This window comes from Bradyrhizobium sp. (assembly GCF_035935975.1).
Lineage (GTDB): Bacteria > Pseudomonadota > Alphaproteobacteria > Rhizobiales > Xanthobacteraceae > Bradyrhizobium.
The window spans coordinates 221,518-246,538 of sequence record NZ_DASYWN010000046.1; the positions used below are offsets into that span (position 1 = coordinate 221,518).

General features: G+C 64.4%; 27 protein-coding genes. 17 read left to right on the plus strand and 10 right to left on the minus strand.

Annotation, left to right across the window (positions count from 1 at the left end; genetic code table 11):
* Positions 1 to 125: 125 nt before the first annotated feature.
* Positions 126 to 716, minus strand: coding sequence for a PadR family transcriptional regulator (locus tag VGR99_RS29110; protein WP_326903395.1), 591 nt, complete (start codon positions 714 to 716; stop codon positions 126 to 128).
* Positions 717 to 921: 205 nt separating this feature from the next.
* Here VGR99_RS29110 and VGR99_RS29115 point away from each other — a divergent pair, with 205 nt between their 5' ends.
* From VGR99_RS29115 to VGR99_RS29135, 5 genes are read left to right on the plus strand one after another with little or no spacing between them, the layout of a single operon-like run.
* Positions 922 to 1,305 carry a nuclear transport factor 2 family protein gene (locus VGR99_RS29115; protein ID WP_326903396.1) on the plus strand — a complete coding sequence of 128 codons (384 nt, stop codon included), beginning with the start codon at positions 922 to 924 and terminating at the stop codon, positions 1,303 to 1,305.
* Positions 1,306 to 1,343: 38 nt separating this feature from the next.
* Positions 1,344 to 3,134, plus strand: coding sequence for an acyl-CoA dehydrogenase C-terminal domain-containing protein (locus VGR99_RS29120; protein ID WP_326903397.1), 1,791 nt, complete (start codon positions 1,344 to 1,346; stop codon positions 3,132 to 3,134).
* Positions 3,135 to 3,143: 9 nt separating this feature from the next.
* Positions 3,144 to 3,431, plus strand: coding sequence for a hypothetical protein (locus VGR99_RS29125; RefSeq protein WP_326903398.1), 288 nt, complete (start codon positions 3,144 to 3,146; stop codon positions 3,429 to 3,431).
* 48 nt (positions 3,432 to 3,479) lie between these two features.
* Complete coding sequence (locus VGR99_RS29130; protein WP_326903399.1) at positions 3,480 to 4,688, plus strand: acetyl-CoA C-acetyltransferase; 1,209 nt, start codon at positions 3,480 to 3,482, stop codon at positions 4,686 to 4,688.
* An 18-nt stretch (positions 4,689 to 4,706) separates the two neighbouring features.
* Positions 4,707 to 6,920 (plus strand): FAD-dependent oxidoreductase, encoded by a 2,214-nt coding sequence (locus tag VGR99_RS29135; protein WP_326903400.1) that lies wholly within the window; start codon positions 4,707 to 4,709, stop codon positions 6,918 to 6,920.
* 522 nt (positions 6,921 to 7,442) lie between these two features.
* On the opposite strand, the gene VGR99_RS29140 is transcribed toward VGR99_RS29135, so the two are convergent.
* From VGR99_RS29140 to gstA, 3 genes are all read right to left on the minus strand, one after another.
* Complete coding sequence (locus VGR99_RS29140; RefSeq protein ID WP_326903401.1) at positions 7,443 to 7,751, minus strand: hypothetical protein; 309 nt, start codon at positions 7,749 to 7,751, stop codon at positions 7,443 to 7,445.
* 206 nt (positions 7,752 to 7,957) lie between these two features.
* Positions 7,958 to 8,302, minus strand: a complete 345-nt coding sequence (locus VGR99_RS29145) for a hypothetical protein (protein ID WP_326903402.1) — start codon at positions 8,300 to 8,302, stop codon at positions 7,958 to 7,960.
* A gap of 115 nt (positions 8,303 to 8,417) precedes the next feature.
* Positions 8,418 to 9,032, minus strand: a complete 615-nt coding sequence (gstA, locus tag VGR99_RS29150; protein ID WP_326903403.1) for a glutathione transferase GstA — start codon at positions 9,030 to 9,032, stop codon at positions 8,418 to 8,420.
* A gap of 126 nt (positions 9,033 to 9,158) precedes the next feature.
* Here gstA and VGR99_RS29155 point away from each other — a divergent pair, with 126 nt between their 5' ends.
* From VGR99_RS29155 to VGR99_RS29165, 3 genes are all read left to right on the plus strand, one after another.
* On the plus strand, positions 9,159 to 9,656 hold the full coding sequence (locus VGR99_RS29155; RefSeq protein WP_326903404.1) for a MarR family winged helix-turn-helix transcriptional regulator: 498 nt from the start codon (positions 9,159 to 9,161) through the stop codon (positions 9,654 to 9,656).
* Between the two features lie 101 nt (positions 9,657 to 9,757).
* The gene (locus VGR99_RS29160; RefSeq protein ID WP_326903405.1) at positions 9,758 to 11,128 is read left to right on the plus strand and encodes a glutamate--cysteine ligase; all 1,371 of its coding nucleotides are present in this window, start codon (positions 9,758 to 9,760) and stop codon (positions 11,126 to 11,128) included.
* Positions 11,129 to 11,308: 180 nt separating this feature from the next.
* Positions 11,309 to 11,899, plus strand: coding sequence for a PAN domain-containing protein (locus VGR99_RS29165; protein ID WP_326903406.1), 591 nt, complete (start codon positions 11,309 to 11,311; stop codon positions 11,897 to 11,899).
* 128 nt (positions 11,900 to 12,027) lie between these two features.
* On the opposite strand, the gene VGR99_RS29170 is transcribed toward VGR99_RS29165, so the two are convergent.
* From VGR99_RS29170 to VGR99_RS29190, 5 genes are all read right to left on the minus strand, one after another.
* Complete coding sequence (locus VGR99_RS29170) at positions 12,028 to 12,594, minus strand: nucleotidyltransferase family protein (protein ID WP_326903407.1); 567 nt, start codon at positions 12,592 to 12,594, stop codon at positions 12,028 to 12,030.
* Positions 12,595 to 12,600: 6 nt separating this feature from the next.
* Positions 12,601 to 12,942 carry an MmcQ/YjbR family DNA-binding protein gene (locus VGR99_RS29175; protein WP_326903408.1) on the minus strand — a complete coding sequence of 114 codons (342 nt, stop codon included), beginning with the start codon at positions 12,940 to 12,942 and terminating at the stop codon, positions 12,601 to 12,603.
* A gap of 12 nt (positions 12,943 to 12,954) precedes the next feature.
* Positions 12,955 to 13,731, minus strand: coding sequence for a signal peptidase I (gene lepB / locus VGR99_RS29180; RefSeq protein WP_326903409.1), 777 nt, complete (start codon positions 13,729 to 13,731; stop codon positions 12,955 to 12,957).
* On the minus strand, positions 13,728 to 15,155 hold the full coding sequence (gene tldD / locus VGR99_RS29185; RefSeq protein WP_326903410.1) for a metalloprotease TldD: 1,428 nt from the start codon (positions 15,153 to 15,155) through the stop codon (positions 13,728 to 13,730). Before tldD ends, lepB begins: the two co-directional genes overlap by 4 nt.
* 262 nt (positions 15,156 to 15,417) lie before the next feature.
* Positions 15,418 to 15,963 carry an invasion associated locus B family protein gene (locus tag VGR99_RS29190; protein WP_326903411.1) on the minus strand — a complete coding sequence of 182 codons (546 nt, stop codon included), beginning with the start codon at positions 15,961 to 15,963 and terminating at the stop codon, positions 15,418 to 15,420.
* Positions 15,964 to 16,409: 446 nt separating this feature from the next.
* On the opposite strand from VGR99_RS29190, the gene coxB reads away from it, so the two are divergent.
* The 9 genes from coxB to VGR99_RS29235 all read left to right on the plus strand — a co-directional run bounded on the left by coxB (position 16,410) and on the right by VGR99_RS29235 (position 23,504).
* Positions 16,410 to 17,249: a cytochrome c oxidase subunit II gene (gene coxB / locus VGR99_RS29195; RefSeq protein WP_326903412.1), complete on the plus strand. Its 840-nt coding sequence runs from the start codon at positions 16,410 to 16,412 to the stop codon at positions 17,247 to 17,249.
* An 89-nt stretch (positions 17,250 to 17,338) separates the two neighbouring features.
* Positions 17,339 to 18,967 carry a cytochrome c oxidase subunit I gene (gene ctaD / locus VGR99_RS29200; RefSeq protein ID WP_326903413.1) on the plus strand — a complete coding sequence of 543 codons (1,629 nt, stop codon included), beginning with the start codon at positions 17,339 to 17,341 and terminating at the stop codon, positions 18,965 to 18,967.
* Between the two features lie 61 nt (positions 18,968 to 19,028).
* Positions 19,029 to 19,973, plus strand: a complete 945-nt coding sequence (locus tag VGR99_RS29205; RefSeq protein ID WP_326903414.1) for a heme o synthase — start codon at positions 19,029 to 19,031, stop codon at positions 19,971 to 19,973.
* Between the two features lie 7 nt (positions 19,974 to 19,980).
* A complete protein-coding gene (locus VGR99_RS29210; RefSeq protein ID WP_183245705.1) occupies positions 19,981 to 20,145 on the plus strand; it encodes a CoxF protein in 165 nt (54 codons plus the stop codon).
* Positions 20,146 to 20,150: 5 nt separating this feature from the next.
* The gene (locus tag VGR99_RS29215; protein WP_326903415.1) at positions 20,151 to 20,801 is read left to right on the plus strand and encodes a cytochrome c oxidase assembly protein; all 651 of its coding nucleotides are present in this window, start codon (positions 20,151 to 20,153) and stop codon (positions 20,799 to 20,801) included.
* Positions 20,802 to 20,880: 79 nt separating this feature from the next.
* Positions 20,881 to 21,777, plus strand: coding sequence for a cytochrome c oxidase subunit 3 (locus VGR99_RS29220; RefSeq protein ID WP_326903416.1), 897 nt, complete (start codon positions 20,881 to 20,883; stop codon positions 21,775 to 21,777).
* A 95-nt stretch (positions 21,778 to 21,872) separates the two neighbouring features.
* Positions 21,873 to 22,274: a DUF983 domain-containing protein gene (locus tag VGR99_RS29225; RefSeq protein WP_326903417.1), complete on the plus strand. Its 402-nt coding sequence runs from the start codon at positions 21,873 to 21,875 to the stop codon at positions 22,272 to 22,274.
* Positions 22,271 to 23,023, plus strand: a complete 753-nt coding sequence (locus VGR99_RS29230) for an SURF1 family protein (protein ID WP_326903418.1) — start codon at positions 22,271 to 22,273, stop codon at positions 23,021 to 23,023. Before VGR99_RS29225 ends, VGR99_RS29230 begins: the two co-directional genes overlap by 4 nt.
* Positions 23,024 to 23,138: 115 nt before the next feature.
* Positions 23,139 to 23,504: a nuclear transport factor 2 family protein gene (locus VGR99_RS29235; protein ID WP_326903419.1), complete on the plus strand. Its 366-nt coding sequence runs from the start codon at positions 23,139 to 23,141 to the stop codon at positions 23,502 to 23,504.
* A 109-nt stretch (positions 23,505 to 23,613) separates the two neighbouring features.
* On the opposite strand, the gene VGR99_RS29240 is transcribed toward VGR99_RS29235, so the two are convergent.
* Entirely contained in the window at positions 23,614 to 24,948 is a 1,335-nt protein-coding gene (locus VGR99_RS29240) for a histidine kinase (RefSeq protein ID WP_326903420.1), read from the minus strand.
* Between the last annotated feature and the right edge of the window lie 73 nt (positions 24,949 to 25,021).

The window sequence follows — 25,021 nt, forward strand, 5'->3', positions numbered from 1 at the left end:
TGGGACGTGCCCCACGCGACGGTGCGTAGCCCGGATGGAGCGAAGCGAAATCCGGGATTCATGCCGCGGGGCGTCGGTCCCGGATTACGCTGTGCTCCATCCGGGCTACGGATCTTGCTGCGGTCTCAGCCCTTCCCCTCTCGCTTGCCGTCCTCCAGCGTCACAACCGTGCCCTTGCCGCTCATCGCCGAGAGCGCGTCGAGCGCCTCCTCGCAGAAGTCGGCCACCATCTGCTCGTGGCGGGCGCCGAGCTGAAGCAGCAGCAGATTGCCGAGGTCGAGCACGCCCGACGCGGTCCCTTCCGGAAAACGCTTCTTGAGGATGCGCTCGTAATTGGCGTGGCGGTCGCGATGGTGCTCCAGCCGGTCCATCAGATCGGTGCGCATGGGCTCGATGTCGATGCTGTCGAGCGCATGCAGCCGGACCAGCAGGTCGTCCTTGATCGAGGGCGGCGTGCTCGGTCGCGCGGCCCAGTGCCGCAGCGCTGTTCGGCCTTCGGGAGTCAGCGTATAGATGAGTTTATTGGGTTTGCCCGATTGCACGACCTCCCGGCCCTGGATGTAGCCGCGGTCGCGCAGCTTGGAGAGCTCACGGTAGATCTGCTGGTGGTCGGCCTTCCAGAAGAAGCCGATCGAGGAATCGAATGTCTTGGCGAGCTCGTAGCCCGTCATCGGACGTTCCGTCAGGCATGCGAGGATCGCGTCGCCCAGCGCCATGGCACCAGCTCCCATTTAGAGGTACCGACCAATTGACTTGACTTTATGCGCATTGGTGCATATGCGTCAATGTGCATATGAGGTGGCCCAAGATCGGGGCTTAAGTCCGATCCAAAAACCCAGCGGAATCAACCCCCTCGCTACTGTGCATGGGGTTGTTTTCGAGCTTTTTTGCCAAGGCCTTTATCTAGGGAGGCATTTGACCATGACCGGCCTCGATTCCTGGTACGCCTTCATGAAGTCTCACGACCACAAGGCGCTGTGGGACCTGCTGCATCCTGACGCCGTGTTCGAAAGCCCCGTGGTGCATTCGCCCCAACGCGGCCGCGACATCACCTTCAAATATCTCGCGAGCGCCGAGAAGGTGCTCGGCGGTCCTGGCTTCACCTACGTCGGCGAGTGGAAAAGCGCCAACGGCGCCGTGCTCGAATTCAAGAACGTCATCGACGGCATCGAGATCAACGGTGTCGATATCATCACTTTCGACGCCGAGGGACGCATCACAAATTTCAAGGTGATGGTGCGTCCGCTCAAGGCGATCAACATGCTGCACCGCCTGATGGCCGAGCAGCTCGCCGCCCAATCCTAGCGAATTCCACCCCCTTCAAGCCCTGCCGGGAGACCGCAATGCCGATCTACAAAGCCCCCGTCGAAGACGTGAACTTCCTGCTCAACGACGTCTTCCAGATCGACCGCTACGACAATCTCGCCGGCTTCTCCGATGCGTCGAGTGACGTCCGTGAGGCGATCCTCGGCGAAGCCGCCAAACTTGCCGAAGAGGTGCTGCAGCCGCTCAACCGCGTCGGCGATCTCGAAGGCTGCAAGCGCGCCGATGACGGCAGCGTCACCACGCCGAAGGGGTTCAAGGACGCATTCAAGCAGGTGGCGGAAGGCGGCTGGCTGGGCCTCTCCGCGCCGCAGGAGTTCGGTGGCCAGGGCCTGCCGGTGACGCTCTCGCAGGCGGTCAACGAATTCCAGATCTCCGCCAACATGGCCTTCTCGATGTATGGCGGCCTCACCATGGGCGCGACCGCGGCGCTGCTGGTGCACGGCACGCCCGAGCAGAAGAAGACCTATGTGCCGAAGATGATCGCCGGCGAATGGACCGGCACCATGAACCTGACCGAGCCGCATTGCGGCACCGATCTCGGCATGCTCCGCACCAAGGCGGTGCGCCAGGCCGACGGCAGCTTCAAGATCACGGGCACCAAGATCTTCATCTCGGCCGGCGAGCATGATCTGGCTCCGAACATCATCCACCTCGTGCTCGCCCGTATCGAGGGCGCACCCGCCGGCATCAAGGGCGTGTCGCTGTTCGTGGTGCCGAAATTCCTGGTCAATGCCGACGGTTCGGTCGGCGCGCGCAACGGCGTCGTCTGCGGCTCGATCGAGCACAAGATGGGCATCCACGGCAATTCCACCTGCGTGATGAACTACGACAGCGCCACCGGCTGGCTGATCGGCGAAGAGAACAAGGGCATGCAGGGCATGTTCGTGATGATGAACGAGGCCCGTCTCGGCGTCGCCGTTCAGGGCCTCGCGCAGTCGGAGGTCGCCTACCAGAACGCGGTCGCCTACGCCCGCGAGCGCATCCAGGGCCGCGCGCTCACCGGCGTCAAGGCGCCGGACAAGCCGGCCGACCCGATCATCGTGCATCCCGACGTGCGCCGCACGCTGCTCTCGATCCGCGCCTTCAACGAGGCTGCGCGCGCCTTCGTGATGTGGACCGCGCTGAAGAGCGACGTCGCCCATCGTTCCGAGGATCCCAAGGACCGCCAAGCCGCCGACGACCACATGGGCCTGATGACCCCTGTGCTCAAGGGCTTCCTCACCGACTACGGCTTCGCCAACGCCGTGCAGGCGCAGCAGATGTATGGCGGCCACGGCTACATCGCCGAACAGGGCATGGAGCAGTTCGTGCGCGATGCGCGCATCGCCATGATCTATGAAGGCGCCAACGGCATCCAGGCGCTCGATCTGGTCGGCCGCAAGCTGCCGCGCGACGGCGGCCGCGCCATCATGGCCTTCTTCGGCGAGGTCATGGCCTTCGCCAAAGAGAACGGCGGCGACGAGGCGCTGAAGCCCTTCATCGCGCCGCTGTCGGCCTCGCTCGGCCATCTCCAGCAGGCCACGACGTGGCTGATGCAGAACGCGATGGCGAAGCCCGACAATGCCGGCGCCGCCGCAACCGATTACCTGCATCTCTTCGGCTTCGTCGCGCTCGGCTACATGTGGGCGAAGATGGCCAAGGTGACCAATGCCAAGATTGCCGAGAGCGGGGCGACGCCCTATCTCTCGACCAAGCTCGTCACCGGCCGCTTCTTCATGGAGCGCATGCTGCCGGAGACCGCCGCCAATCTTGCGCGCATTCAATCCGGCTGCGCCACCATCATGGAACTGCCGGCGGACGCGTTCTGAGGGGATTCGATGTTAGCAGCAGACGCGATCGTTGCGGAGTTTCGCGCCTTCGGCGCTGGGCTCCGCCGCGACAAATTCTGCGCGCGCACTGCCCTCGACATCGTCAACCGCTGTGAGGCCACAGGTGTCGGAATTCTCGGCATCGAAGGCTTTTACCTGACCGACACCACGACTGCGCCCCAGCTCGATCACATCCTCGATCTAAGCGAAGGGCGGATGGACTACGACACCGCGCGGCAATTTCTTCGCCAGGGCGAGGGGCTGCCGCTGTTCTACGAATTTACGTTCCACGAATGACGGCGATCGCGCCGCGGTCGATCCAATAACTGCAATCAGGAGGCTCCCATGGCAGATGCCTATATCTACGACCACGTCCGAACCCCGCGCGGCCGCGGCAAGGCTGACGGTTCGTTGCACGAGGTGACGGCGCTCGCGCTCGCCACCGTGCCGCTGAAGGCGCTGAAGGACCGCAACAATCTGCCGGAAGATTCCGTCGACGACGTCGTGCTCGGCGTGGTCGATCCGGTCGGCGAAGCCGGTAGCGACATCGCGCGTTTTGCCGCGCTGAAGGCGGGTCTTGGTGAAGCCGTCCCCGGCGTGCAGATCAGCCGCTTCTGTGCCTCCGGCCTCGATGCCGTGAACTTTGCCGCCGCGCAGGTGATGAGCGGCCAGCATGAGCTCGTGATCGGCGGTGGCGCCGAGTCGATGAGCCGCGTCGGCATCGGTGCCTCCGGCGGCGCCTGGCCGATGGATCCGTCGATGGCTGTCCCCGCTTACTTCATGCCGCAGGGCGTGTCGGCCGATCTGATCGCCACCAAGTACGGCTTCTCGCGCGACGACGTCGATGCCTACGCGGTGCAGAGCCAGCAGCGCGCCGGCAAGGCCTGGGACGAAGGCCGCTTCAACAAGTCGATCGTGCCGGTGAAGGACATCAACGGCCTCACCATCCTCGCCAAGGATGAGCACATGCGTCCCTCGACGACGATGCAGTCGCTGGCGCAGCTGCAGCCGGCGTTCACGATGATGGCGCAGATGGGCGGCTTCGACGGCGTCGCCGTGCAGTCGCATCCCGAGATCGAGCGCGTCAATTACGTGCACCACGCCGGCAACTCGTCGGGCATCGTGGACGGCGCCGGCGCCGTGCTGCTCGGCAGCAAGGAGGCGGGCAGCAAGTACGGCCTGAAGCCGCGCGCAAAGATCCGCGCGTTCGCGAACGTCGGCTCGGAGCCGGCGATGATGCTGACCGGTCCGGTCGACGTCACCGAAAAGCTGTTCGCACGCTCGGGCATGAAGAAGTCGGACATCGACCTGTTCGAGCTCAACGAGGCCTTTGCCTCGGTCGTGCTGCGCTACATCCAGGCCTTCGACATCGACAACGCCAAGATCAACGTCAATGGCGGCGCCATTGCGCTCGGCCATCCGCTCGGCGCCACCGGCGCGATGATTTTGGGCACCGTGCTCGACGAGCTCGAGCGCACCAACAAGTCCACCGCTCTCGTCACGCTGTGCATCGGCGGCGGCATGGGCACCGCGACCATCATCGAGCGCGTCTAAGGGTAGGGAGCAACCAACATGGCTTACAAGAACTTCAAGGTTGAGACCGATTCCGACGGCATCGCGCTCGTCACCTGGGACATCCCCGGCCGTTCGATGAACGTGCTCGACGAGACCTCGACCAGCGAGCTTGACGCGATCGTCAAGGAAACCACGGCCGACGCCGCGGTGAAGGGCGTCGTCATCACCTCCGCCAAGGAAGCGTTCTGCGCCGGCGCCGACCTGTCCATGCTCGAAGGCATGAACCAGGCCTACGCAAAGGTCTTGAAGGAGCAGGGCGAGACCGCGGCGAACCAGATGCTGTTCGACCAGAGCCGGCGCTTCTCGCTGGTGCTGCGCTCGATCGAAACGTCAGGCAAGCCGTGGGCGGCCGCGATCAACGGCCTCGCGCTCGGCGGCGGTTTCGAGATCACGCTGTGCTGCCATTATCGCGTCGCGGCGGAGAATCCCAGGACGCGTCTCGGCCTGCCCGAGGTCAAGGTCGGCCTGTTCCCCGGCGCCGGCGGTACGCAGCGCGTGCCGCGCCTGGTGCCCCCGCAGGACGCCATGACGATCCTCCTCAAGGGTGACCCGGTCACCGTCGAGAAGGCCAAGGCGCTGAATCTCATTCACGCCATCGTTCCCGCTGCGGATCTCATCAAGGCGGCGAAGGACTGGATCAAGGGCGGCGGCAAGGCCGTCGCGCCCTGGGACGAGAAGGGCTTCAAGCTGCCCGGCGGCCCGGTGTTCTCCAAGGCCGGCATGATGATGTTCCCGGCCGGCAACGCGATCTATCGCCGCGAGACCTACGACAATTATCCGGCCGCGCGCGCGATCATGAGCTGCGTCTATGAAGGCCTGCAGTTGCCGATCGACGCCGCGCTGCGCGTGGAGTCGCGCTACTTCACCTCGGTGCTGCGTTCGAAGGAAGCAGCGGCGATGATCCGCAGCCTGTTCCTGTCGATGCAGGAGCTCAACAAGGGCGCACGCCGTCCGAAGGACGTGCCAGCAACCAAGGTGAAGAAGATCGCCGTGATCGGCGCAGGCTTCATGGGTGCGAGCGTGGGCTACGTCTCGGCTCGCGCCGGCCTCGACGTCGTCCTGATCGATCGCGACCAGGCGAGCGCGGACAAGGGCAAGGCGCATGCGCAGAAGGTGATCGAGGACCAGATCAAGAAGGGCCGCGCCAAGCCGGATGATGCCGAGAAGCTGCTCGCGCGCATCACGCCGACCGCGGACTATGCTGCGCTCAAGGACGTCGACCTCGTCATCGAAGCGGTGTTCGAGGACCGCAAGGTCAAGGCCGAGACATTTGCCAAGGCGCAGGAGTATCTGAAGCCCGACGTGATCTTCGCGTCGAACACCTCGACGCTGCCGATCACCTCGCTGGCCGAAGGCTTCAAGGACCAGGGCAAGTTCGTCGGCATCCACTTCTTCTCGCCGGTCGAGAAGATGATGCTGGTCGAGATCATTCTCGGCAAGAACACCGGCGATGTCGCGCTCGCGACCGCGCTCGACTACGTCCGGCAGATCGGCAAGACGCCGATCGTCGTCAACGACAGCCGTGGCTTCTTCGCCAATCGCTGCGTCGGCCGTTACGTCGCCGAAGGCAACGAGATGTTCCTCGAAGGCGTGCCGCCCGCGATGATCGAGAACTGCGCCAAGATGGCCGGCATGCCGGTCGGCCCGCTCTCGCTTTCGGACGAAGTCGCGCTCGACCTCGGCCTCAAGATCATGAAGGCGACGGAAGCCGATCTCGGCCCCAACGCCATCAACCCCGATCAGAAGAAGCTGATGGTGGAGATGGTCGAGACGCAAGGCCGCCTCGGCCGCAAGAACAGCAAGGGCTTCTACGACTACCCCGAGAAGGGCAAGGGTCAGAAGAGCCTGTGGCCGGGCCTCTCGGCGCTGCAGCCGAAGCAGCTCGACCCTGATACGCTCGATATCGAGGAGCTGAAGCAGCGTTTCCTGGTGGTGCAGGCGGTGGAAGCCGCGCGCACGGTCGAGGATCACGTCATCACCGATCCGCGCGAGGCGGATGTCGGCTCGATCCTCGGCTTTGGCTTCGCGCCGTTCACCGGCGGCACGCTGTCCTACATCGACTTCATGGGCACGAAGAAGTTCGTCGAGCTCTGCCACAAGCTCGAGGCGAAGTACGGCTCGCGCTTCACCCCGCCGAAACTTCTCGAGGAGATGGCGGCGAAGGGTGAAACCTTCTACGGCCGGTTCGCGCCGAAGAAGACGGCGGCCTGAGTCGCATTCGTAGCCCGGATGGAGCGCAGCGAAATCCGGGACAGCTCTGCCCATACGTGAAGACCCGGATTGCGCTTCCATCCGGGCTGCGTAGAAACAGAAAGGCCGAATCATCGATCCGGCCTTTTTGCTTTTGGCGCCATCATCACGGTTGCGTCAGAACAATTCCGGGTTGTGGAACCATTCACAGAAACCGCGTAGGAACCGTGGCAGAGTCCCGCCCACGGTGTCGCGCAATTGTCATGAGCGCGTCAAAGCGGCGCCGTTCTTTTGCTTGGTCCTGGCACTAGTCTTGCTCTGGGTCAGGGTCACGAACTGGTTGGGACACTTGCCGACCCATCGGCAAGTCGAAGACGAAATAAGAAAGTGTCCTTGATGAACTCCTTGGTGCTGCGGAAGACCGCGCTCGCTCGCGATCTCACCGTGAAATATGCCTTTGCGCCCACAACCGGGCGCGTCGCCCCCCTGCCGAAGCCGGCGCGTCTGCGCCGCAAGGGGCCCGTGCTTTGGGCGGCGCTGGCGTTACTTGTTCTGGCGGCGGATTTCCTGCTCGCTTATCTCGCCTGGCTCGCCGTCGACTTCGTCATGCGCTGAGACGTGCCGCGCGTGCCGCAGATAGGATGTGGCGAGGTAGGCGAGCTGTGAGGCGGCAAGACAGAGCGCAATGACGGTCACGCCCGCCAGCATTCCGAATTCGTAGACGCGAAGAATGATGGCCGACACAATTGCGATGAACGGCGAGATGATGATCAGCGCCCAGATTCTGAAAATATAGCCTGTCGCTATGCCAACCAGTGCGCTTGCAGCGATCAGGACGATGGCACTCGTCAAGTTCAACCCCGGTGCGAGCCCAAATATTCTCTAAGCAATCCCGCAAGCTCGCCCGCTTTGCGGGTGCTGACAAGACAGCACTACTTACATTTGGCGAACAGTAGTTCATAAGTCCAATGAAAGGTACGATGATCCGGCGGAACGGTTGCGCGCCGGCGTCGCCTTGTTGCGAATAAAGGGCCGGATCGTTGATCCGGCGGGCCGTTTTACTTGCGGTCTCCGAACGGAGAGAAGGCGCGGCCCGAGACCGCCTCGTCGGCAAGACTGGCTTTCCAGGTGCCTTCGTCGCCGCGGCCGATCCGGACCACGAAGCGCCAGCCATTCTGGTTGGTGAAGGCGATGTCCGTGCCGCCCTTCGTCCTGGCGTAGCTGCAGGGATATTCGGTCGGCCGATCGGGAAAGACGATCTTGCCTTCCTTGCTCTCGAACACGGCCGAGGTGATCTGGGGATGGACCATGAAGATGCAGTCGCGCTGCGGCGCGACCAGCGTCGACAAGCCAAGCATCGCGAGCGGTGCGCCGGCGGCGGTCATGAGGACGATCATGTTCATGGGGCGGCAAGTCCCGTGGCGATGTCCCTTCGACGCCGTTGCCGGCCGGCCGGTTCACAACGAAGAAAGGCCGGATCGACGATCCGGACTTTGGTTTGTTGCCTGCCTCGAGCGTTCAGGCGGTCTGCGCCAGGCCTTCCTTCTTCAGCGCTTCCTGCACCTGCGGGCGCGCGGCGACGCGGGCCTTGTAGGCGGCGAGGTGAGGCATCGCCGAGAAGTCGAACTTCATCCGGTCGGCCCAGGTCAGCATCGTGAAGAGATAGCCGTCGGCGACGGTGAACTGCTTGCCCATCAAATAGTCGCGGCCGGCGAGCTGGCTGTCGATATATTTCAGCTTGCCCATGACGCGGTCCTTGAAGAACGCCTTGGCCTCGTCATTCAGCGCCGGCGCGAACAGCGGACCGAAGCTCTTGTGGACCTCCGAGGTGAGGAAGTTCAGCCATTCGAGCAGCTTGTAGCGCTCGGAACTGCCGTGGGCGGGCGCCAGCGCCTTGGCGGCGGCCCGGTCGGCGATCATCTGGACAATGACCGGGCCTTCGGTCACGATCTCGCCGCTGTCGAGGCCCAGCGCAGGGACCTGGCCCTTGGGGTTCAGCTTCAGATAATCCTCACCATTTTCGAGCTTCTTGGCCCGGATATCGACCTTGACCAGCTCATAGGGCAGGCCGGCTTCCAGGAGCGCGATGTGGGGGGACAGGGAGCAGGCGCCGGGCGAGTAATAGAGTTTCATGGAATTTCCTCCTCTTGATGCTTGGTTATGGCGAAAGAACGACTACATGCGCCTGCATGGAATAGTCAAGATTGATGCAGGTGCATCGAGTGGGGTAAGAGACGGACGACGAGCTTGAGCGGGACCATGAAACGCAAACCATCGACCGAGGCTACTTCCGCCTGGATCCGCCTGATGCGGGTGCAGAGCCGCGTGCTCGATTGCGTCGAGCAGGACCTGAAGAAGGCGGGGTTCCCGCCGCTGGCATGGTACGACGCGCTGCTCGAACTGTCGCGTGCGCCGACCGGTGAACTCCGGCCGGTGGAACTCGAGCGGCAGATGCTGATCCCGCAATATTCCACCTCGCGCCTGATCGACCGCCTGGTCGACGAGGGCCTCGCCTCACGGCGCGAATGCAAGATCGACAAGCGCGGCCAGTTCGTGGAGATCACGGAAGCGGGCCGCGAATTGCAGAAGCGGATGTGGGGCGCCTATTCGGCCGCAATCGAGAAATATGTCGGCTCGAAACTGTCCGATGCGGATGCCGTCAAGCTCAGCGGTCTGCTCGACCGGCTGGGCTGCTCGTGCGGTGAGATGAAGCTGCCGCCCGTCGTCCACGCCAACGAAACAACGCCGTCGCGATGATCCCGCGGCACACCAGCTCGTCCGTGCACCCGATGGGTTCGCGGACCATCCCCATCACCCGCGCGCCTTCGATCGAAGCGCCCTTTTGATTAGAGTTTGATATGGCGCGAGACCAGATCGATATGACGCCGCTGCAATCGCGCGACGAACTCGTCGCGTGGTTCGAGGCCGGCTGCAAGGACCCGTCCGAATTCCGCATGGGCACCGAGCACGAGAAGACGCCGTTCACGCTCGAAGGCCACCGCCCGGTGCCCTACGAGGGCGCGCGCGGCATCGGCGCGCTGCTCGAAGGCATGAAGCTCCTGCTCGGCTGGGAGCCGATCATGGAGAAGGGCAACATCATCGGCCTCTACGACGTCACCGGCGGCGGCGCGATCTCGCTCGAGCCCGGCGGACAGTTCGAGCTCTCCGGCGCGCCGGTCGAGAACGTACACCAGACCCAGAGCGAGCTGATGGCGCATCTGGCGCAGGTGCGCGAGATCGCAACGCCGCTCGGCATCGGCTTCCTCGGCCTCGGCATGACGCCGTCCTGGTCGCGCGCCGACATCCCGGTGATGCCCAAGGGCCGCTACAAGATCATGACCAATTACATGCCGAAGGTCGGCCAATACGGCCTCGACATGATGTACCGGACCTGCACGGTGCAGACCAATCTCGACTTCTCGTCGGAAGCGGACATGGTCAAGAAGCTGCGTGTCTCGCTCGCGCTCCAGCCGGTCGCGACCGCGCTGTTCGCCAATTCGCCGTTCACCGAGGGCAAGCCGAACGGCTTCCTGTCGTTCCGCTCCGAGATCTGGCGCGACACCGACAATGCGCGCGCGGGCATGATGCCGTGGGCGTTCGAGGACGGCATGGGGTTCGAGCGCTATGTCGACTACGCGCTCGACGTGCCCATGTATTTCGTCAAGCGCGGCGACGATTACATCGACGTGTCGGGTTCCTCGTTCCGCGCCTTCTTCGAAGGCCGCAACAACAATCTGCCCGGCGAGCGTCCGACGCTGTCGGACTGGGCCAACCATCTCTCGACGATCTTCCCCGAGGTTCGCCTCAAGCGCTATCTCGAGATGCGCGGCTCCGACGGCGGGCCGTGGGGCCGTCTGCCGGCGCTGTCGGCGTTCTGGGTCGGGCTGCTCTACGACGATGTGTCGCTCGATGCCGCCTGGGACATCGCCAAGCACTGGACCGCGTCCGAGCGCCAGGCGCTGCGCGACGACGTGCCGCGCTTCGGCTTCAAGGCGCGGATCAAGGACCGCTATCTGTTCGAGATCGCCAAGGAATGCCTCGTTCTGGCACATGCCGGCCTGCGCCGCCGCGGCCGGATCGACCAGCTCGGCCGCGACGAGACCCGGCATCTGGAGCCGCTCGACCGCATCATCGATTCCGGCCGGACCCCGGCCGAGGAGTTGCTCGAGAAGTTCAACGGCCCCTGGAAGGGCTCGGTGGAACCGGCCTACGCGGAATACGCCTTCTAGGGCGGCGTTTTCGAGCGAAGTGGATACCGGTTCGCGTCAAGAAAACGCGTCCAACCGAGAAGCTCTAGGTAAATAGGTCAACGACGGGCCATCAGCCGTTCATCGCCCATACAGGTTTGCGGCGATCAAATGACCGGCTGAAAAAACCTGAGCGTCGTCAATAACTCGAAAGCTGTTCCGATGGGGAAGGGCCGCCTGTCCGGGGCCGTCATGGCAAAGGGCCTGGCAAGGGGCCTGGTAAGCGTCGTGGCCTGCGTCACGCTGCTTATCCTCGTGCTTGCGAGCTCGCCTGCGCGCGCCCAGACGGCATTCGACCGCCCGGGCGGCGACTATTTCAGTCAGCCCGTCACGTCAGGCGATCCCGAGGACTGCGCGCTGCTGTGCGAGCGCGACCGCAAGTGCCGCTCCTGGAGCTTCAGCTATCCCGACATCGACGGCGCTGCGGCGGTGTGCTGGCTGAAGAACACGGTGCCGCCGCGGGTCCCTGGCAGTTGCTGCATCTCCGGTGTGCGCGGTGCCGGCGTGATCGAGCCGCGCGTCGAAGGCGTGGAGACCTCGATCGACCGCCCCGGCGGCGACCTGCGCAATTTCGAGCTCAAGGACGGCGAAGGCGAGGAGGCCTGCAAGGCCGCCTGCACCGCCGACAACAAGTGCCGCGCCTTCACCTATGCCCGCCCCGGCTACACCGGCCGCGAAGCGCGCTGCTACCTGAAGAAGGAAATCAAGCCGCCGCGCCGGAAGGCGGGGTTCACATCGGGCGTGGTGCGGTGATGCTTGCTCTCGCGCCCCGGGCGCAGCGCAGCACGTCAGTGATGCGCTGCTGAAGCGGGGCCCAGTCGCTGGGTCCCGGCTCTGCGTCGCGTCATTTCATGCCGCGCCGCGTCCGGGACACGAGACGGTCACTCTGCTGCGATCACGGTGATCTCCGGCCATAACGCCTTCCACCGCGCGGCTTTCGCTGCGTAGTTCGCCACCGAAAAATTCAGCGCCCGATTGGGCCGCACGATCAGCGCTGCCATGTCGTCGAACCCATGCGGCGCGTAGACCTCATAACCATCGCGCGTGCGCCTGACGCCGACTTGCGTGTTTTCGGTCAGGAAGCGGTCGATGCCATCCGTCGAGCGCATCAATGGCGGATAGGGCAGGCCGTGTTTGTCGGGATACCACAAGTGCACGCGGGCCTGGTTGCGAATCTCGACCTTGGCGCCGAGATGCCCGAGCCGCGCATGCACCTCGCGGATCACCGCGTCCTCCGCATCCCATGAGGTGTCGGGATCGAAATAAAAGACGTCATAGTCCGAGATGCCATGGTCGACTGCGCGCTTGGTGAGCACGTTCCACACGCTCTGCACCAGGCATCCCGCAACCAGCCATGCATCCGGCAGCGCGAGGCGATGGAGCTCCTCGACGATCGCGGCATTCACCGGATTCGTCAGCGCCAGGGCGATGAAGCGATCGCGATCCATCGCGGCCTACAGGTTTGCGTCGAGCTGCGTGCGCGCCGCTTTGGAGCAGAGCACAAGCCAGCGCCGCCGCAACAACGGCTCGACGATGGCGCGTTTCGCCTTGGACAGGCGGATCAGCACGATCGGATAGTCGGCATAGTGATCGGTGAAATAGAAGATCTTTGGCTGGCTCTCGACGAGCATCGTGCGCTCGTCGACCGGAACGTCAGGCATCACCAGGCTGTCGCCGTCCTCTTTCAGGCGCGCCAGCATCTTCTTGCGCACTTTCAGTGCGGGCGTGCCGTAGGACGTGCCGTCCTCGACCTCCGGCCACGTCAGCGCAAGTTTTCTGACGTCGTCGAAGGTCATTTTGAGATCAGCTCAGTGCACGGCGGTGAAGAACCGGGCGAGGCGGAAGCCGGACAGCCAGGTCCAGACCGGCTGGCCCCGCATGCCGAGATCCCAGGAGCCGAGCACGGCATCCGCGCGTCCGACCAGATTGTCGATCGGCAGCATGCCGACGCCGCCGGAGCGCAAGGGCACGCGGCTGTCGGCGGAGTTGTCGCGGTTGTCACCGAGCACGAAGAGATGGCCGGGCGGCACCGTCACCTCGGGCGTGTTGTCGAGCGGGCCGTTATCGCGCATCTTGAAGATCAGGTGCGAGACGCCGTTCGGCAGCGTCTCGACATAGCGATAGGCGGGCTCGCTGCCGCCATTGTCGTCCTCGGCAGCGCCAACGCCATCGGGCTTCAGCTCGGCGGGACGGTCGTTGATGAAGAGCTGGCCCTGGCGCATCTGGATGCGGTCGCCGGGCAGACCCACGACGCGCTTGACCCAGGCCTGCGAGCGATCACCCGGCCAGCGGAACACCACGACATCGCCCTGCTTCGGCGTTTCGGCGAAGACGCGTCCGGTCTCGGGCAGGTTGATCTGGATCGGCAGCGACGAGGTGCCGTAGCCGTAGGGGAATTTCGAGGCGAGCAGCGCGTCGCCGATCAGCAGCGTGGGCTCCATCGAGCCCGACGGCACGTAGAACGGCTCGGCGAGCGCGCCCTTGGCGATGAACACGGCGGCGACGATGCCGGCGAGCTGCATCAACTGGCCGCCCCATCCGCTGCTCTTCCGCTTCGGAGCGGCAGTTACCTTCTCAACGCTCATGCACCCGTTCCACCTACCGTAATACGTTCCATCAGAAGCGACGGCTGGCCGACGCCGACAGGCACGCCCTGGCCGTTCTTGCCGCACGTGCCGATGCCGGTATCGAGCGCGAGATCGTTGCCGATCATGCGGATGCGATGCAGGTCGGTCGGCCCGTTGCCGATCAGCATGGCGCCCTTCAGCGGTGCGCCGATCTTGCCGTTCTCGATCTTGTAGGCCTCGGTGCACTGGAAGACGTATTTGCCCGAGGTGATGTCGACCTGGCCGCCGCCGAAATTCGCGGCGAACACGCCGTTCTTCACGGACGCCAGGATCTCGGCCGGATCACGGCCGCCGGCGAGCATGTAGGTGTTGGTCATGCGCGGCATCGGCACATGGGCATAGCCCTGGCGACGGCCGTTGCCGGTCGGCTTCATGTTCATCAGGCGCGCGTTCTGGCGGTCCTGCATATAGCCGACCAGGATGCCGTCCTCGATCAGCACGGTGCGGTTGGTCGGTGTGCCCTCGTCGTCGATCGACAGCGAGCCGCGGCGCGAGGCGATGGTGCCGTCGTCGACCACGGTGACGCCCTTGGCCGCGACCTGCTGGCCCATCAGGCCGGCGAATGCCGAGGTCTTCTTGCGATTGAAGTCGCCTTCGAGGCCGTGGCCGACGGCTTCATGCAGCATCACGCCGGGCCAGCCGGCCCCGAGCACGACGTCCATCTCGCCGGCGGGGGCGGGAATCGATTCCAGATTGACCAGCGCCTCGCGCAGCGCGCCGTCGGCAGCATCGCGCCAGTTCTTGCTCTCGATGAACTCGGCATAACCGGCGCGGCCGCCATAGCCCTTGCTGCCGCTTTCCTGGCGGTCGCCCTGGCCGGCGACGACGGAGATGTTGACGCGCACCAGCGGGCGGATGTCGCGATAGCTCTCGCCGTCGGGCCGCAGGATCTCGACGACCTGCCAGGTCGCGCCCAGGCTGACGCTGACCTGCCGCACCCGCGGATCCTTGTCGCGCAGATAAGCGTCGATCTCGGCGAGCAGCTTGACCTTGGTCTCGAAGCCGGGGGCATCGAGCGGATTGTCATCGCCATAGAGGCGGACATTGGTGTGCGGGGGCGGCGCGGCGAAGCTGCCGGAATAGCCGCCGCGCACGGCTGCGACCGCGTCGGCGGCGCGAATCAGCGCCGGCAGCGACACGTCGGAGGAATGGGCGTAGCCGACCGCGTCGTCCTTGACGGCGCGCAGTCCAAAACCCTGCGAGGTGTCGTAGGTCGCCTGCTTGAGCCGCCCATTGTCGAACATCAGCGCTTCGGTCTGGCTGTATTCCAGGAACAATTCGCCGTCGTCGGCGCCGGCAAGCCCGCGCGCGACCTCGTTGCGAACCTGGTCGCGGTCGAGATTGGCACGGTCGAGCAGGGAGGTTGTGGCGGGGTTGGTCATCGATCACCCATTGTCGGAGAGATGTCAGGCAAGATAATGGCTTCCCGGCCGTTCGGCGAGAGGGCGGACCGTCACATTACTGAAACGACATGATTGAAATCATTGCGATATCCGAAGCACATATCGAAAGCTTCCATCGTGCGCTCGTCGCGAGCCCTCATCCATCCCCGACGCCCTTCGAGGCTCAACTCGCGACGCTTCGCATCGCGAGCGTCGCACCTCAGGATGACGGGATCTGCAGTTTGGATGTTGTAGCCGCAGCCTACGGCAGCTTGTCGTAGCCCTCGCCGAGGCCGTTCAGGCTGAGCGGGAAGCCGATGCCTTCTTCGGGCGTCTCGAAGATGATGAAGGTCGCGGTCTTGGCGCTGCGGAGCTGGCCGAGCAGCTTGTCGTCCATGACCACCTCGGCGACGCAGCCATTGGGCAGGCAGCGGACGAAGCCGGCGCGGCCGACGTCCTGATTGTCGAGCTTGAGGCCGAGGCCGGAGGGCAGGAGGACGCCGAGTGGCGCCACCACGCGCATCAGGCGGCTCTTCTGGTCGGCGGTCTTGAGCACGATCACGGTCAGGCCGGCATTGGAGCGGTCTTCGGCCACCACGCTCTGGATCAGGGCGCATTGCTCGGTCTGGGCGCCCGGCGGGGTGTCGCAGCGGATCTGCCAGTCGCCATGGACGGAGCGCACCGCGCCCTGCGCATGGGCAAGGCCGGGCAGCGCCAGGAGGGTGACCGCAGCCAGCAGGGCCGCCAGAAGCGTGAGGCTGCCAGCCTGCCCCTCAGCCCGCCTTGCCATGCCTTTCGAAAACCCCATCGGGTCGGTCCCTCTGCTCGCCTGGATCGCTCGCACCTGGCGGACTGATACGGGAATGACGGCGTCTTGAAGGCGATTCGCAAGCAAATTCCGCGCCGCCCACACCGCCATCGCCCGCACGAATCAGGCTCCTGCGCGGCTGTCCGCCAGTGCCTACCGCGGACAATTCCGCTGTCAAGCGGCAGCATCCCGGGAAACGGTATTTTTGTCTGATCTTACTAGGAAATATCTTGCGGGTGATCGCTGGCAGACAGGCCTCAAGACTGCATTGCGATAGATCAAGAATTATGGTTTGAGAAGCTTGATTTCGGCGTTCTAGCGATCTGGCCCCAATTCCTCTTAGAGGTATTCTTGCGTGGCGGTTTGTCAGGCGGACGAATCGAATAAGCGTTTCCCGGAAATAGGGGAATGCACTTGGGGTGATTTCGTAAGGGGAGCGCGACGGCATGAGGATGTCGATGGGCCAGGTGGGCCGGCACTTGCTGGGATTGGCCGTGGCGGGTCTGACGCTGGCGACGGGTGGCGCGGCATTCGCCGAGCTCGGGCAGCCGAGGCCGTGGGAATGGACACTTCAGGAATCCGGTTCCCCGGTGATGGACAACATCGTCTGGTTCCACAATTTCCTGTTCGTGCTGATCACGCTGATCACGCTGTTCGTCCTGGCGCTGCTGGTGATCGTGGTCATCAAGTTCAACGCGAGGGCCAATCCGGTGCCGTCGCGGACCACCCACAACACGCTGATCGAGGTGGCGTGGACGCTGGTTCCGGTGCTGATCCTGGTTGGTATCTCGGTGCCGTCGTTCCGCCTGCTGTTCCTCGAGCTCGACGTGCCGAAGGCGGATTTGACCATCAAGGCGACCGGCAAGCAGTGGTACTGGTCCTATGCCTATCCCGATAACGGCAAGTTCGAGTTCGACTCGCTGATGGCCCAGGACAAGCAGCCCCGCCTGCTCGGCGTCGACAACGAGATGGTGGTGCCGGTCAACAAGGTGGTTCGTGTCCAGGTCACCGGCGCCGACGTCATCCACGCCTTCGCGCTGCCGGCTTTCGGCGTCAAGATCGACGCCATTCCGGGGCGGCTGAACGAGACCTGGTTCAAGGCCACCAAGACCGGCATGTTCTACGGCCAGTGCTCGGAGCTCTGCGGCAAGGATCACGCCTTCATGCCGATCGCGATTCGCGTGGTGAACGATCAGGAGTTCGCCTCCTGGGTCGAGACGGCGAAGAAGAAATTTGCGAGCGGCGGCACCAGCACCTACGCCTCCGCGGCCGGCCCGACGCAGTAAGCGCCGGGTGACGGCCTGAGGGGAATGAGAGCGATATAAAAGGGCGGGACCTCCAAAGGTCCGATTGGGACGCAAGGCAGGATTTGAAAATGGCAACCAGCGCAGCGGCACACGGCGATCACGCGCAAGACCACGGACATGACCACGAGCACGCCCATCCGACCGGATGGCGACGTTATGTCTATTCGACCAACCACAAGGACATCGGCACGATGTACCTGATCTTCGCCGTCATCGCCGGCGTGATCGGTGCCGCGATGTCGATCGCGATCCGTGCCGAGCTGATGTATCCGGGCGTCCAGATCTTCCACGAGACGCACACCTACAACGTCTTCGTGACCAGCCACGGCCTGATCATGATCTTCTTCATGGTCATGCCCGCGATGATCGGCGGCTTCGGCAACTGGTTCGTGCCGCTGATGATCGGCGCGCCGGACATGGCGTTTCCGCGCATGAACAACATCTCGTTCTGGCTGCTGCCGGCCTCGTTCGGCCTGCTGCTGATGTCGACCTTCGTCGAGGGCGAGCCGGGTGCCAACGGCGTCGGCGCCGGCTGGACCATGTACGTGCCGCTGTCGAGCTCCGGCCATCCGGGCCCGGCCGTCGACTTCGCGATCCTGTCGCTGCATCTGGCGGGCGCCTCGTCGATCCTCGGCGCGATCAACTTCATCACCACCATCTTCAACATGCGCGCGCCGGGCATGACCCTGCACAAGATGCCGCTGTTCGTGTGGTCGATCCTGGTGACGGTGTTCCTGCTGCTGTTGTCGCTGCCGGTGCTCGCCGGTGCGATCACCATGCTGCTCACCGACCGCAATTTCGGCACGACGTTCTTCGCGCCCGATGGCGGCGGCGACCCCGTGCTGTTCCAGCATCTGTTCTGGTTCTTCGGTCACCCCGAGGTGTACATCCTGATCCTGCCCGGCTTCGGCATGGTCAGCCAGATCATCTCCACCTTCTCGCGCAAGCCCGTGTTCGGCTATCTCGGCATGGCCTACGCCATGGTCGCGATCGGCGGCATCGGCTTCGTGGTGTGGGCGCACCACATGTACACGGTCGGCATGTCCTCGGCGACGCAGGCCTATTTCGTCGCTGCCACCATGGTCATCGCGGTGCCGACGGGCGTGAAGATCTTCTCGTGGATCGCCACGATGTGGGGCGGCTCGATCGAATTCCGCGCCCCGATGATCTGGGCCGTGGGCTTCATCTTCCTGTTCACGGTCGGCGGCGTCACCGGCGTCGTGCTGGCGAACGCGGGCGTCGACCGCGTGCTCCAGGAGACCTACTACGTCGTCGCGCACTTCCATTACGTGCTGTCGCTCGGCGCCGTGTTCGCGATCTTCGCCGGCTGGTACTACTGGTTCCCGAAGATGTCGGGCTACATGTACAACGAGACACTCGCGAAGGCGCACTTCTGGGTCACCTTTGTCGGCGTCAACCTGGTGTTCTTCCCGCAGCACTTCCTCGGCCTGTCGGGCATGCCGCGCCGCTACGTCGACTATCCCGACGCGTTCGCGGGCTGGAACCTGGTCTCCTCGCTCGGCTCCTACATCTCCGGCTTCGGCGTGTTGATCTTCCTCTACTGCGTGCTCGACGCCTTCATGAAGAAGGTGCCGGCCGGCGACAATCCCTGGGGTGCAGGCGCGACCACGCTGGAGTGGACGCTGTCCTCGCCGCCGCCCTTCCATCAGTTCGAAGTGCTGCCCCGCGTGCAGTGATCGATCTCCCGCGGCGCCCGTGACGGGCGCCGCGGCTCTATAACGAAGCGAGTAAACTTAAGTGTCCGTCCTCGACCACAATGCCATCGACATCAATCCCCGCATCTCCGAAGCGGAGGTGGGCGACTATCTCGCGCTCCTGAAGCCGCGGGTGATGTCGCTGGTGATCTTCACCGCGCTGGTCGGGATGGCGATGGCGCCCGGACATTTCCACTGGGTGCTGGCGATCACCTCGCTGCTCTGCATCGCCGTCGGTGCCGGCGCGTCCGGCGCGCTCAACATGGCGCTCGAAGGCGACATCGACGCCAAGATGTCGCGCACGGCGAACCGGCCTATCCCGCGCGGCCGCATCACCCGGCCGGAGGCGATGGCGTTCGGCCTGACGCTGTCCTTCTTCTCGGTGATGACGCTCGGCATCCTCGTCAACTGGGTCGCGGGCGGGCTGCTCGCCTTCACCATCTTCTTCTACGTCGTGATCTACACGATGGGCCTGAAGCGCCGGACCGCGCAGAACATCGTGATCGGCGGTGCCGCCGGCGCGCTGCCGCCGGTGGTGGCCTGGGCCGCGGTGACCGGCACTGTCGACGTCGAGCCGCTGCTGCTGTTCGCCATCATCTTCTTCTGGACCCCGCCGCATTTCTGGGCGCTGGCGCTGTTCCGCTCCGACGATTACGCCCGCGCCGGCATTCCGATGCTGCCCAACGTCGCCGGTCCCGACGCGACGCGGCTTCAGATCCTGCTCTACACCATCGTGCTGATCGGGGTCGCCGCCGCGCCCTGGGCGCTCGGCTATTTCGACGCCGTCTACGGCGTGGTCTCGCTGATCCTCGGCGCCGGCATGCTGGTGCTCGCGATCAACGTCTATGTGCGCCGCGAGCGCAGCCAGTCGCTGCGCGCGACCCGCAAGCTATTTGCCTTCTCGATCCTGTATCTGTTCGCGCTGTTCGCGACCCTGCTGGCCGAGGTCGTGTTCCGGGCGCTTGCTCCGATGGTTTGGGGCGCATGAGGCAGGAATGGCTGACAAACGCGAGCCAGATGGAATCGTCCTCACCGAGGCGCAGCAGAAGAGCCGTCGCCAGCGCTCCATCGCCATTGCGTTGGCGCTCGGCGTGCTCGTGGTGCTGTTCTTCGCCGTCACCATGGTCAAGGGACCGGCAGTGCTAGTCCGGCCGATGTAGGAAACATGGATCACGAGCCCGCCATATCGCAGGACGTCAGCGCCAAGCCGGCCAAGAACCGTGCCAAGGGCCGTGGGCTCGGTCGCGATGTGGTGGTCGCCTCGATCTGCGGCGCCGTGGTCGCGCTGATGGTCGGTGCCTCCTACGCGGCGGTACCGTTCTACAATTGGTTCTGCCGCGCCACCGGCTTCAACGGCACGACGCAGGTTGCGACCTCGGCGCCGGCGACCGGTCCGATCGCGCGCAAGATCGCGGTCCGCTTCGACTCCAACGTCGCGCCAGGCCTGCCCTGGAAGTTCGAGCCGGAGCAGAACGAGATCGAGGTCAATATCGGCCAGGTCGTGACGGTGTTCTACACCGTGACCAACCAGGCCGCGCGGACCACCGCGGGCCAGGCGGCCTATAACGTCGCGCCACTGACGGTCGGCTCCTACTTCCAGAAGATCAACTGCTTCTGCTTCACCGAGCAGACCATGGCGCCGGGCGAGAAGCGCGAGATGCCTGTCGTGTTCTATGTCGATCCGTCGATCGCCGACGATCACGAGAACGACGGGCTGAACACGATCACGCTGTCTTACACGTTCTATCCGGTGAAGGATCCGGTGGTGAAGCCGCTGGCATCGGGCGACGACGACAAGCGCAAGGGAAATCTCTGACCTCTGGGCTTCAGGCCGCGGGGGTTGGACATAAGGGGATAAGTGCCGAACAGGCACGGGATTGAGGAGAGAGACGGAAATGGCTACGGCGCAAGGCAAGCATCACGACTATCACCTGGTCGATCCCTCTCCGTGGCCGGCGGTCGGTTCGCTCTCGGCCTTCATCATGGCGGTCGGCGCGATTGCCTGGATGCACCACATGTTCTCGGCTGCGCCGATCGTGTTCGGCGTCGGCACCGTCGGCGTGCTCTACACCATGGCGAGCTGGTGGGGCGACGTGATCAAGGAAGCCCAGTACAAGGGCGACCACACCCGCGTCGTGCAGATCAGCCATCGCTACGGCATGATCCTGTTCATCGCCTCCGAGGTGATGTTCTTCGTCGCCTGGTTCTGGGCCTATTTCAACGCCGCGCTGTTTCCCGCCGATGCCGTCCACGCCACCCGCGACGCGGTGTTCGGCTGCGGCCTCGGCACTGCGGCCGGCGCGTGCACCGCGCCGGGCACCTGGCCGCCGCATGGCATCGAGACCTTCGATCCCTGGCATCTGCCGCTGCTGAACACGCTGATCCTGCTCACGTCAGGCACCACGGTGACCTGGGCGCACCACGCGCTGCTCGAGAACGACCGCCAGGGCCTGAAGTACGGCCTGATCCTCACCGTCGTGCTCGGCGCGCTGTTCACCTGCGTGCAGGCCTATGAGTACAGCCACGCGGCGTTCTCCTTTGCCGGCAACGTCTACGGCGCGACCTTCTTCATGGCGACCGGCTTCCACGGCTTCCACGTGCTGGTCGGCACGATCTTCCTGCTGGTCTGCCTGTTCCGCGCCTATGCCGGCCACTTCACGCCGAAGCAGCATCTCGGCTTCGAGTTCGCCGCCTGGTACTGGCACTTCGTCGACGTGGTGTGGCTGTTCCTGTTCCTCTGCATCTATGTCTGGGGACACGGCGCCGAGACCATGGCCCACGGCGCGCACTAGGCCGCTTTGGATCGATCAGAGAGGGCGGCCGCAGGGCCGCCCTTTCGCTTTCCGGCCACGGCAAGCATCCGCAGAACTGTGATAGAGTCCGCGACATGAACGACACCACCGGCACACCCGCGCCCGAAGCCACCGTCCTGCAAAGCGCGATGCGCGGGCTTGCCTGCAAATGCCCGCGCTGCGGCCAGGGCAAGCTCTATGCGGGCTTCCTGACTCTCGCGCCTTCCTGCGACCGCTGCGGTCTCGACTACGCCTTCATCGACACCGGCGACGGTCCGGCGATCTTCATCATCATGCTGGCCGGCGGCATCGTCGTCGCCTGCGCGCTGATCGTCGAGGTCAAGTACCAGCCGCCATACTGGCTGCACGCGGTGCTGTGGCTGCCGCTGATCCTCGCCACGACGCTGTTGCCGCTACGCGCGATGAAATCGCTGCTGATCGCGCTGCAATTCCACCACAAGGCGGCGCCGGGCCGGCTGATCGACCGCCCGAAATGAACGAGACTGCGCGCAAGCCTCGCGTGGCCGGCTTCGCGCTGTTCACGCTGTTCCTGACTGCCGTCTTCCTCGGGCTCGGCTTCTGGCAATTGCAGCGCCGGACCGCCAAGCATGAACTCGTCGCGGCGCTCACCGAACGCCTTGCCGATGCGCCGGTCGCGCTGCCGCCGCCTGCGCAATGGTCCGCCCTCAATCCCGCACGCGACGAATTCCGCCGCGTCAGCTTCACCGCGACCTATGCGCCGCTGCCCGATGCGATGGTCTATTCGTCCGGCTCGGCGGTGCGCAAGGACGCCTCCGGTCCCGGCACCTGGGCTTTCCTGCCGGCACGGCTGCCGACCGGCGAGATGGTCGTGATCGATGCCGGCTTCGTCGAGAACACGATGCAGGACCGCAGCGTCGAGGATCGCGCGGTGAAGAAGCTCGTGACCGGCGCGCCCATCACGCTCACCGGCTATCTTCGCTTTCCCGAGCTGCCGGGCTGGATGACGCCGGCAGACAACCGCGACAAGCGGCTGTGGTTCGTGCGCGATCATCTGGCGATTGCGAATGCGCTCGGCTGGGGCGCGGTGGCGCCGTTCTATGTCGATCTGGAGCAGCCTGTGCCCGAGAACGGCATCCCGCGTCCGGGTGCGCTCGACGTGCATCTGAAGGACGACCATCTGCAATACGCCATCACCTGGTTCGCGCTTGCAGGTGCGGTGCTGATCGCATTCGGCGTCTGGGTGAGAGCACGTCGCCCGGCCTGAACTCCGTAGGTTCCCGGTGAGGAACCCGGTATCGCCCGGGGTTTATTATTCAGCGCATATTCACGAGGGTGATCCTAAGCCGCGCAAAATTTTTCGCGGCAGACAGGATGTTGGCGTGAGCGATATTGATCAGATGGGAATTGTCGTCGACTGGGTCGACGCCTGCCGCAAGGGCGACCTCGCGACGCTGCTCGACCTCTATGCGGACGACGCCCAGGTCGAATGCAGCTGCAACGGCACGCAGCACTATCGCGGACGGCGCGAGCTCGAGCGCTATTGGGGGCCGCGGCTCAACGCCTTCTCGTCGGCCGGCTTCGGCCTCGAGGAGATCAATCCCGTGCCTGATGGCATCGACCTCGAATATTCGGTCGCCGGCTCGCTGCGCGTTCACGCCTCGTTTCGCTTCAGCGCGGAAGGCAAGATCTACAGCACGCTGTGCACGCCATCGCCGCAGAACTCCAACGACGGCTGCGCCTGCTAAAGCATGATACGGAAAAGTGCGCAGCGGTTTTCCGAAAAGATCATGCTTAAACAACAGCCTGAAACGCGATAGCGATTCATCCACATCTCATCGCGCTCTAGACTAGCGTCTACGCTGACTCGTTTCGTGTCGTCTCGACCGGCAATCGGCAGCGCACATAGGTCCGCTCATCCGCGCGCAGCAGTGACAGCGATCCGCTGAGCGCACGCACGCGCTCGTGCATGCCGGTCAGGCCGCGGCCGAAGACGTTGCCCTCGGGAAAGCCGCCGCCGTCGTCGGAGATTTCGATCGCGAGCAGATCGCCGGCAATGGTCACCTCGACGTTGGCGCTGCTTGCTCCGGCGTGGCGCAGCACGTTGGTCAGCGCTTCCTGGATCACGCGGTAGACGGTCTGGGCCAGCGGACCGTCGATTGCGTTGAGATCGGGATCGAGCGTGGCTGTCAGGCCGACATGCGGTGCTTGCCTGCGAAAGTTCTGGAGCAGCGTCTGCACGCTGGTCGCGAGCCCCAATTCCTCGATGTAAAGCGGCCGTAGCCGGTCGAGAATGCGGCGATTGGTCTGCTGCAGCGCCTCGACCGATCGCATCACCTCCTGCACCGGCCTGCCGAGATTTCCCGCCGCCGGCGCAGCCTCGCTCAACGCGATTGTGCCGGCGCGGATGCTGAACAGCAGCGGACCGAGCTCGTCATGCAGCTCGCGGGCGAGGTCGCGCCGCTCGTTGTCCTGCAGCGACACCAGTCGGTGCAGCAGGTCGCGATTGTCCTGGCTCAATTGTGCGAGCGTCGTTGCCAGCGCGTTGGCTTCCTCACAGCTCTGGCGGAGCTCCGGCGGCCCCGCGACGGGGATCGGCGTCGTATAGTCGCCGCGACGGATTCGGGTGAGTCCTGCACCCAGATCTTGCAGGGGACGCAGCGCCGATCCCGCGAAGAGATAGGCGATCGTTCCAGTGAGCAGCATCAGCACCGCGATAAGGCTCGTGAGCGCCAGGAAGCCGATCCATTTTTCGAACAGGTCGGCCGACAGGTCGGGCATGAATACGACGTCGCCGACGTGCTTGCCGTCGATCATGACAGGAGTTGCTGCGTCCATGTCCGGGATGGCGATCAGGTCGATGAACCATTGCGGCACGCCATGCACACGGCGCAGGCTGTCCTTCGGAGAGGGCGCGGGACCCGCCTCCACTGGACGGAATTGAATATCCGAGGACGTGCCCAAAGAATGGACGAACGCGTCGAGCATCTTCCGCGGATTTTCCGAGACGCTCAGGGCGTCGTTGAGCGCCAGGGCGACGGTCCGGGTCGAGCGTCTGCCCGGCTCATTCTCGTCGGCCAGCTGGCCTGTGGCGAAGGTCTGGAGCAGCAGGCCGCCCATGGCCAGCGCGGCGAGAAAGCTGAGGCCAAGCGGAAGAAACAGTTGGGTTCTGAACGAAAGCCGTTGCCACATTAGGTCAATTCTAACGCGTCTTGGCGGGATTCTCTCTTTCCATTTGTTCCCGTCGGTCTATGAGTTGAAAAAC

Bases quoted from the DNA above. Each gene is read 5' to 3' on its own strand.
- VGR99_RS29110 (WP_326903395.1), bottom strand. From the start codon at position 716: ATGGCGCTGGGCGACGCGATCCTCGCATGCCTGACGGAACGTCCGATG.
- VGR99_RS29115 (WP_326903396.1), top strand. From the start codon at position 922: ATGACCGGCCTCGATTCCTGGTACGCCTTCATGAAGTCTCACGACCAC.
- VGR99_RS29120 (WP_326903397.1), top strand. From the start codon at position 1,344: ATGCCGATCTACAAAGCCCCCGTCGAAGACGTGAACTTCCTGCTCAAC.
- VGR99_RS29125 (WP_326903398.1), top strand. From the start codon at position 3,144: ATGTTAGCAGCAGACGCGATCGTTGCGGAGTTTCGCGCCTTCGGCGCT.
- VGR99_RS29130 (WP_326903399.1), top strand. From the start codon at position 3,480: ATGGCAGATGCCTATATCTACGACCACGTCCGAACCCCGCGCGGCCGC.
- VGR99_RS29135 (WP_326903400.1), top strand. From the start codon at position 4,707: ATGGCTTACAAGAACTTCAAGGTTGAGACCGATTCCGACGGCATCGCG.
- VGR99_RS29145 (WP_326903402.1), bottom strand. From the start codon at position 8,302: ATGAACATGATCGTCCTCATGACCGCCGCCGGCGCACCGCTCGCGATG.
- gstA (WP_326903403.1), bottom strand. From the start codon at position 9,032: ATGAAACTCTATTACTCGCCCGGCGCCTGCTCCCTGTCCCCCCACATC.
- VGR99_RS29155 (WP_326903404.1), top strand. From the start codon at position 9,159: ATGAAACGCAAACCATCGACCGAGGCTACTTCCGCCTGGATCCGCCTG.
- VGR99_RS29160 (WP_326903405.1), top strand. From the start codon at position 9,758: ATGGCGCGAGACCAGATCGATATGACGCCGCTGCAATCGCGCGACGAA.
- VGR99_RS29165 (WP_326903406.1), top strand. From the start codon at position 11,309: ATGGGGAAGGGCCGCCTGTCCGGGGCCGTCATGGCAAAGGGCCTGGCA.
- VGR99_RS29170 (WP_326903407.1), bottom strand. From the start codon at position 12,594: ATGGATCGCGATCGCTTCATCGCCCTGGCGCTGACGAATCCGGTGAAT.
- VGR99_RS29175 (WP_326903408.1), bottom strand. From the start codon at position 12,942: ATGACCTTCGACGACGTCAGAAAACTTGCGCTGACGTGGCCGGAGGTC.
- lepB (WP_326903409.1), bottom strand. From the start codon at position 13,731: ATGAGCGTTGAGAAGGTAACTGCCGCTCCGAAGCGGAAGAGCAGCGGA.
- tldD (WP_326903410.1), bottom strand. From the start codon at position 15,155: ATGACCAACCCCGCCACAACCTCCCTGCTCGACCGTGCCAATCTCGAC.
- VGR99_RS29190 (WP_326903411.1), bottom strand. From the start codon at position 15,963: ATGGGGTTTTCGAAAGGCATGGCAAGGCGGGCTGAGGGGCAGGCTGGC.
- coxB (WP_326903412.1), top strand. From the start codon at position 16,410: ATGAGGATGTCGATGGGCCAGGTGGGCCGGCACTTGCTGGGATTGGCC.
- ctaD (WP_326903413.1), top strand. From the start codon at position 17,339: ATGGCAACCAGCGCAGCGGCACACGGCGATCACGCGCAAGACCACGGA.
- VGR99_RS29210 (WP_183245705.1), top strand. From the start codon at position 19,981: ATGGCTGACAAACGCGAGCCAGATGGAATCGTCCTCACCGAGGCGCAG.
- VGR99_RS29215 (WP_326903415.1), top strand. From the start codon at position 20,151: ATGGATCACGAGCCCGCCATATCGCAGGACGTCAGCGCCAAGCCGGCC.
- VGR99_RS29220 (WP_326903416.1), top strand. From the start codon at position 20,881: ATGGCTACGGCGCAAGGCAAGCATCACGACTATCACCTGGTCGATCCC.
- VGR99_RS29225 (WP_326903417.1), top strand. From the start codon at position 21,873: ATGAACGACACCACCGGCACACCCGCGCCCGAAGCCACCGTCCTGCAA.
- VGR99_RS29230 (WP_326903418.1), top strand. From the start codon at position 22,271: ATGAACGAGACTGCGCGCAAGCCTCGCGTGGCCGGCTTCGCGCTGTTC.
- VGR99_RS29240 (WP_326903420.1), bottom strand. From the start codon at position 24,948: ATGTGGCAACGGCTTTCGTTCAGAACCCAACTGTTTCTTCCGCTTGGC.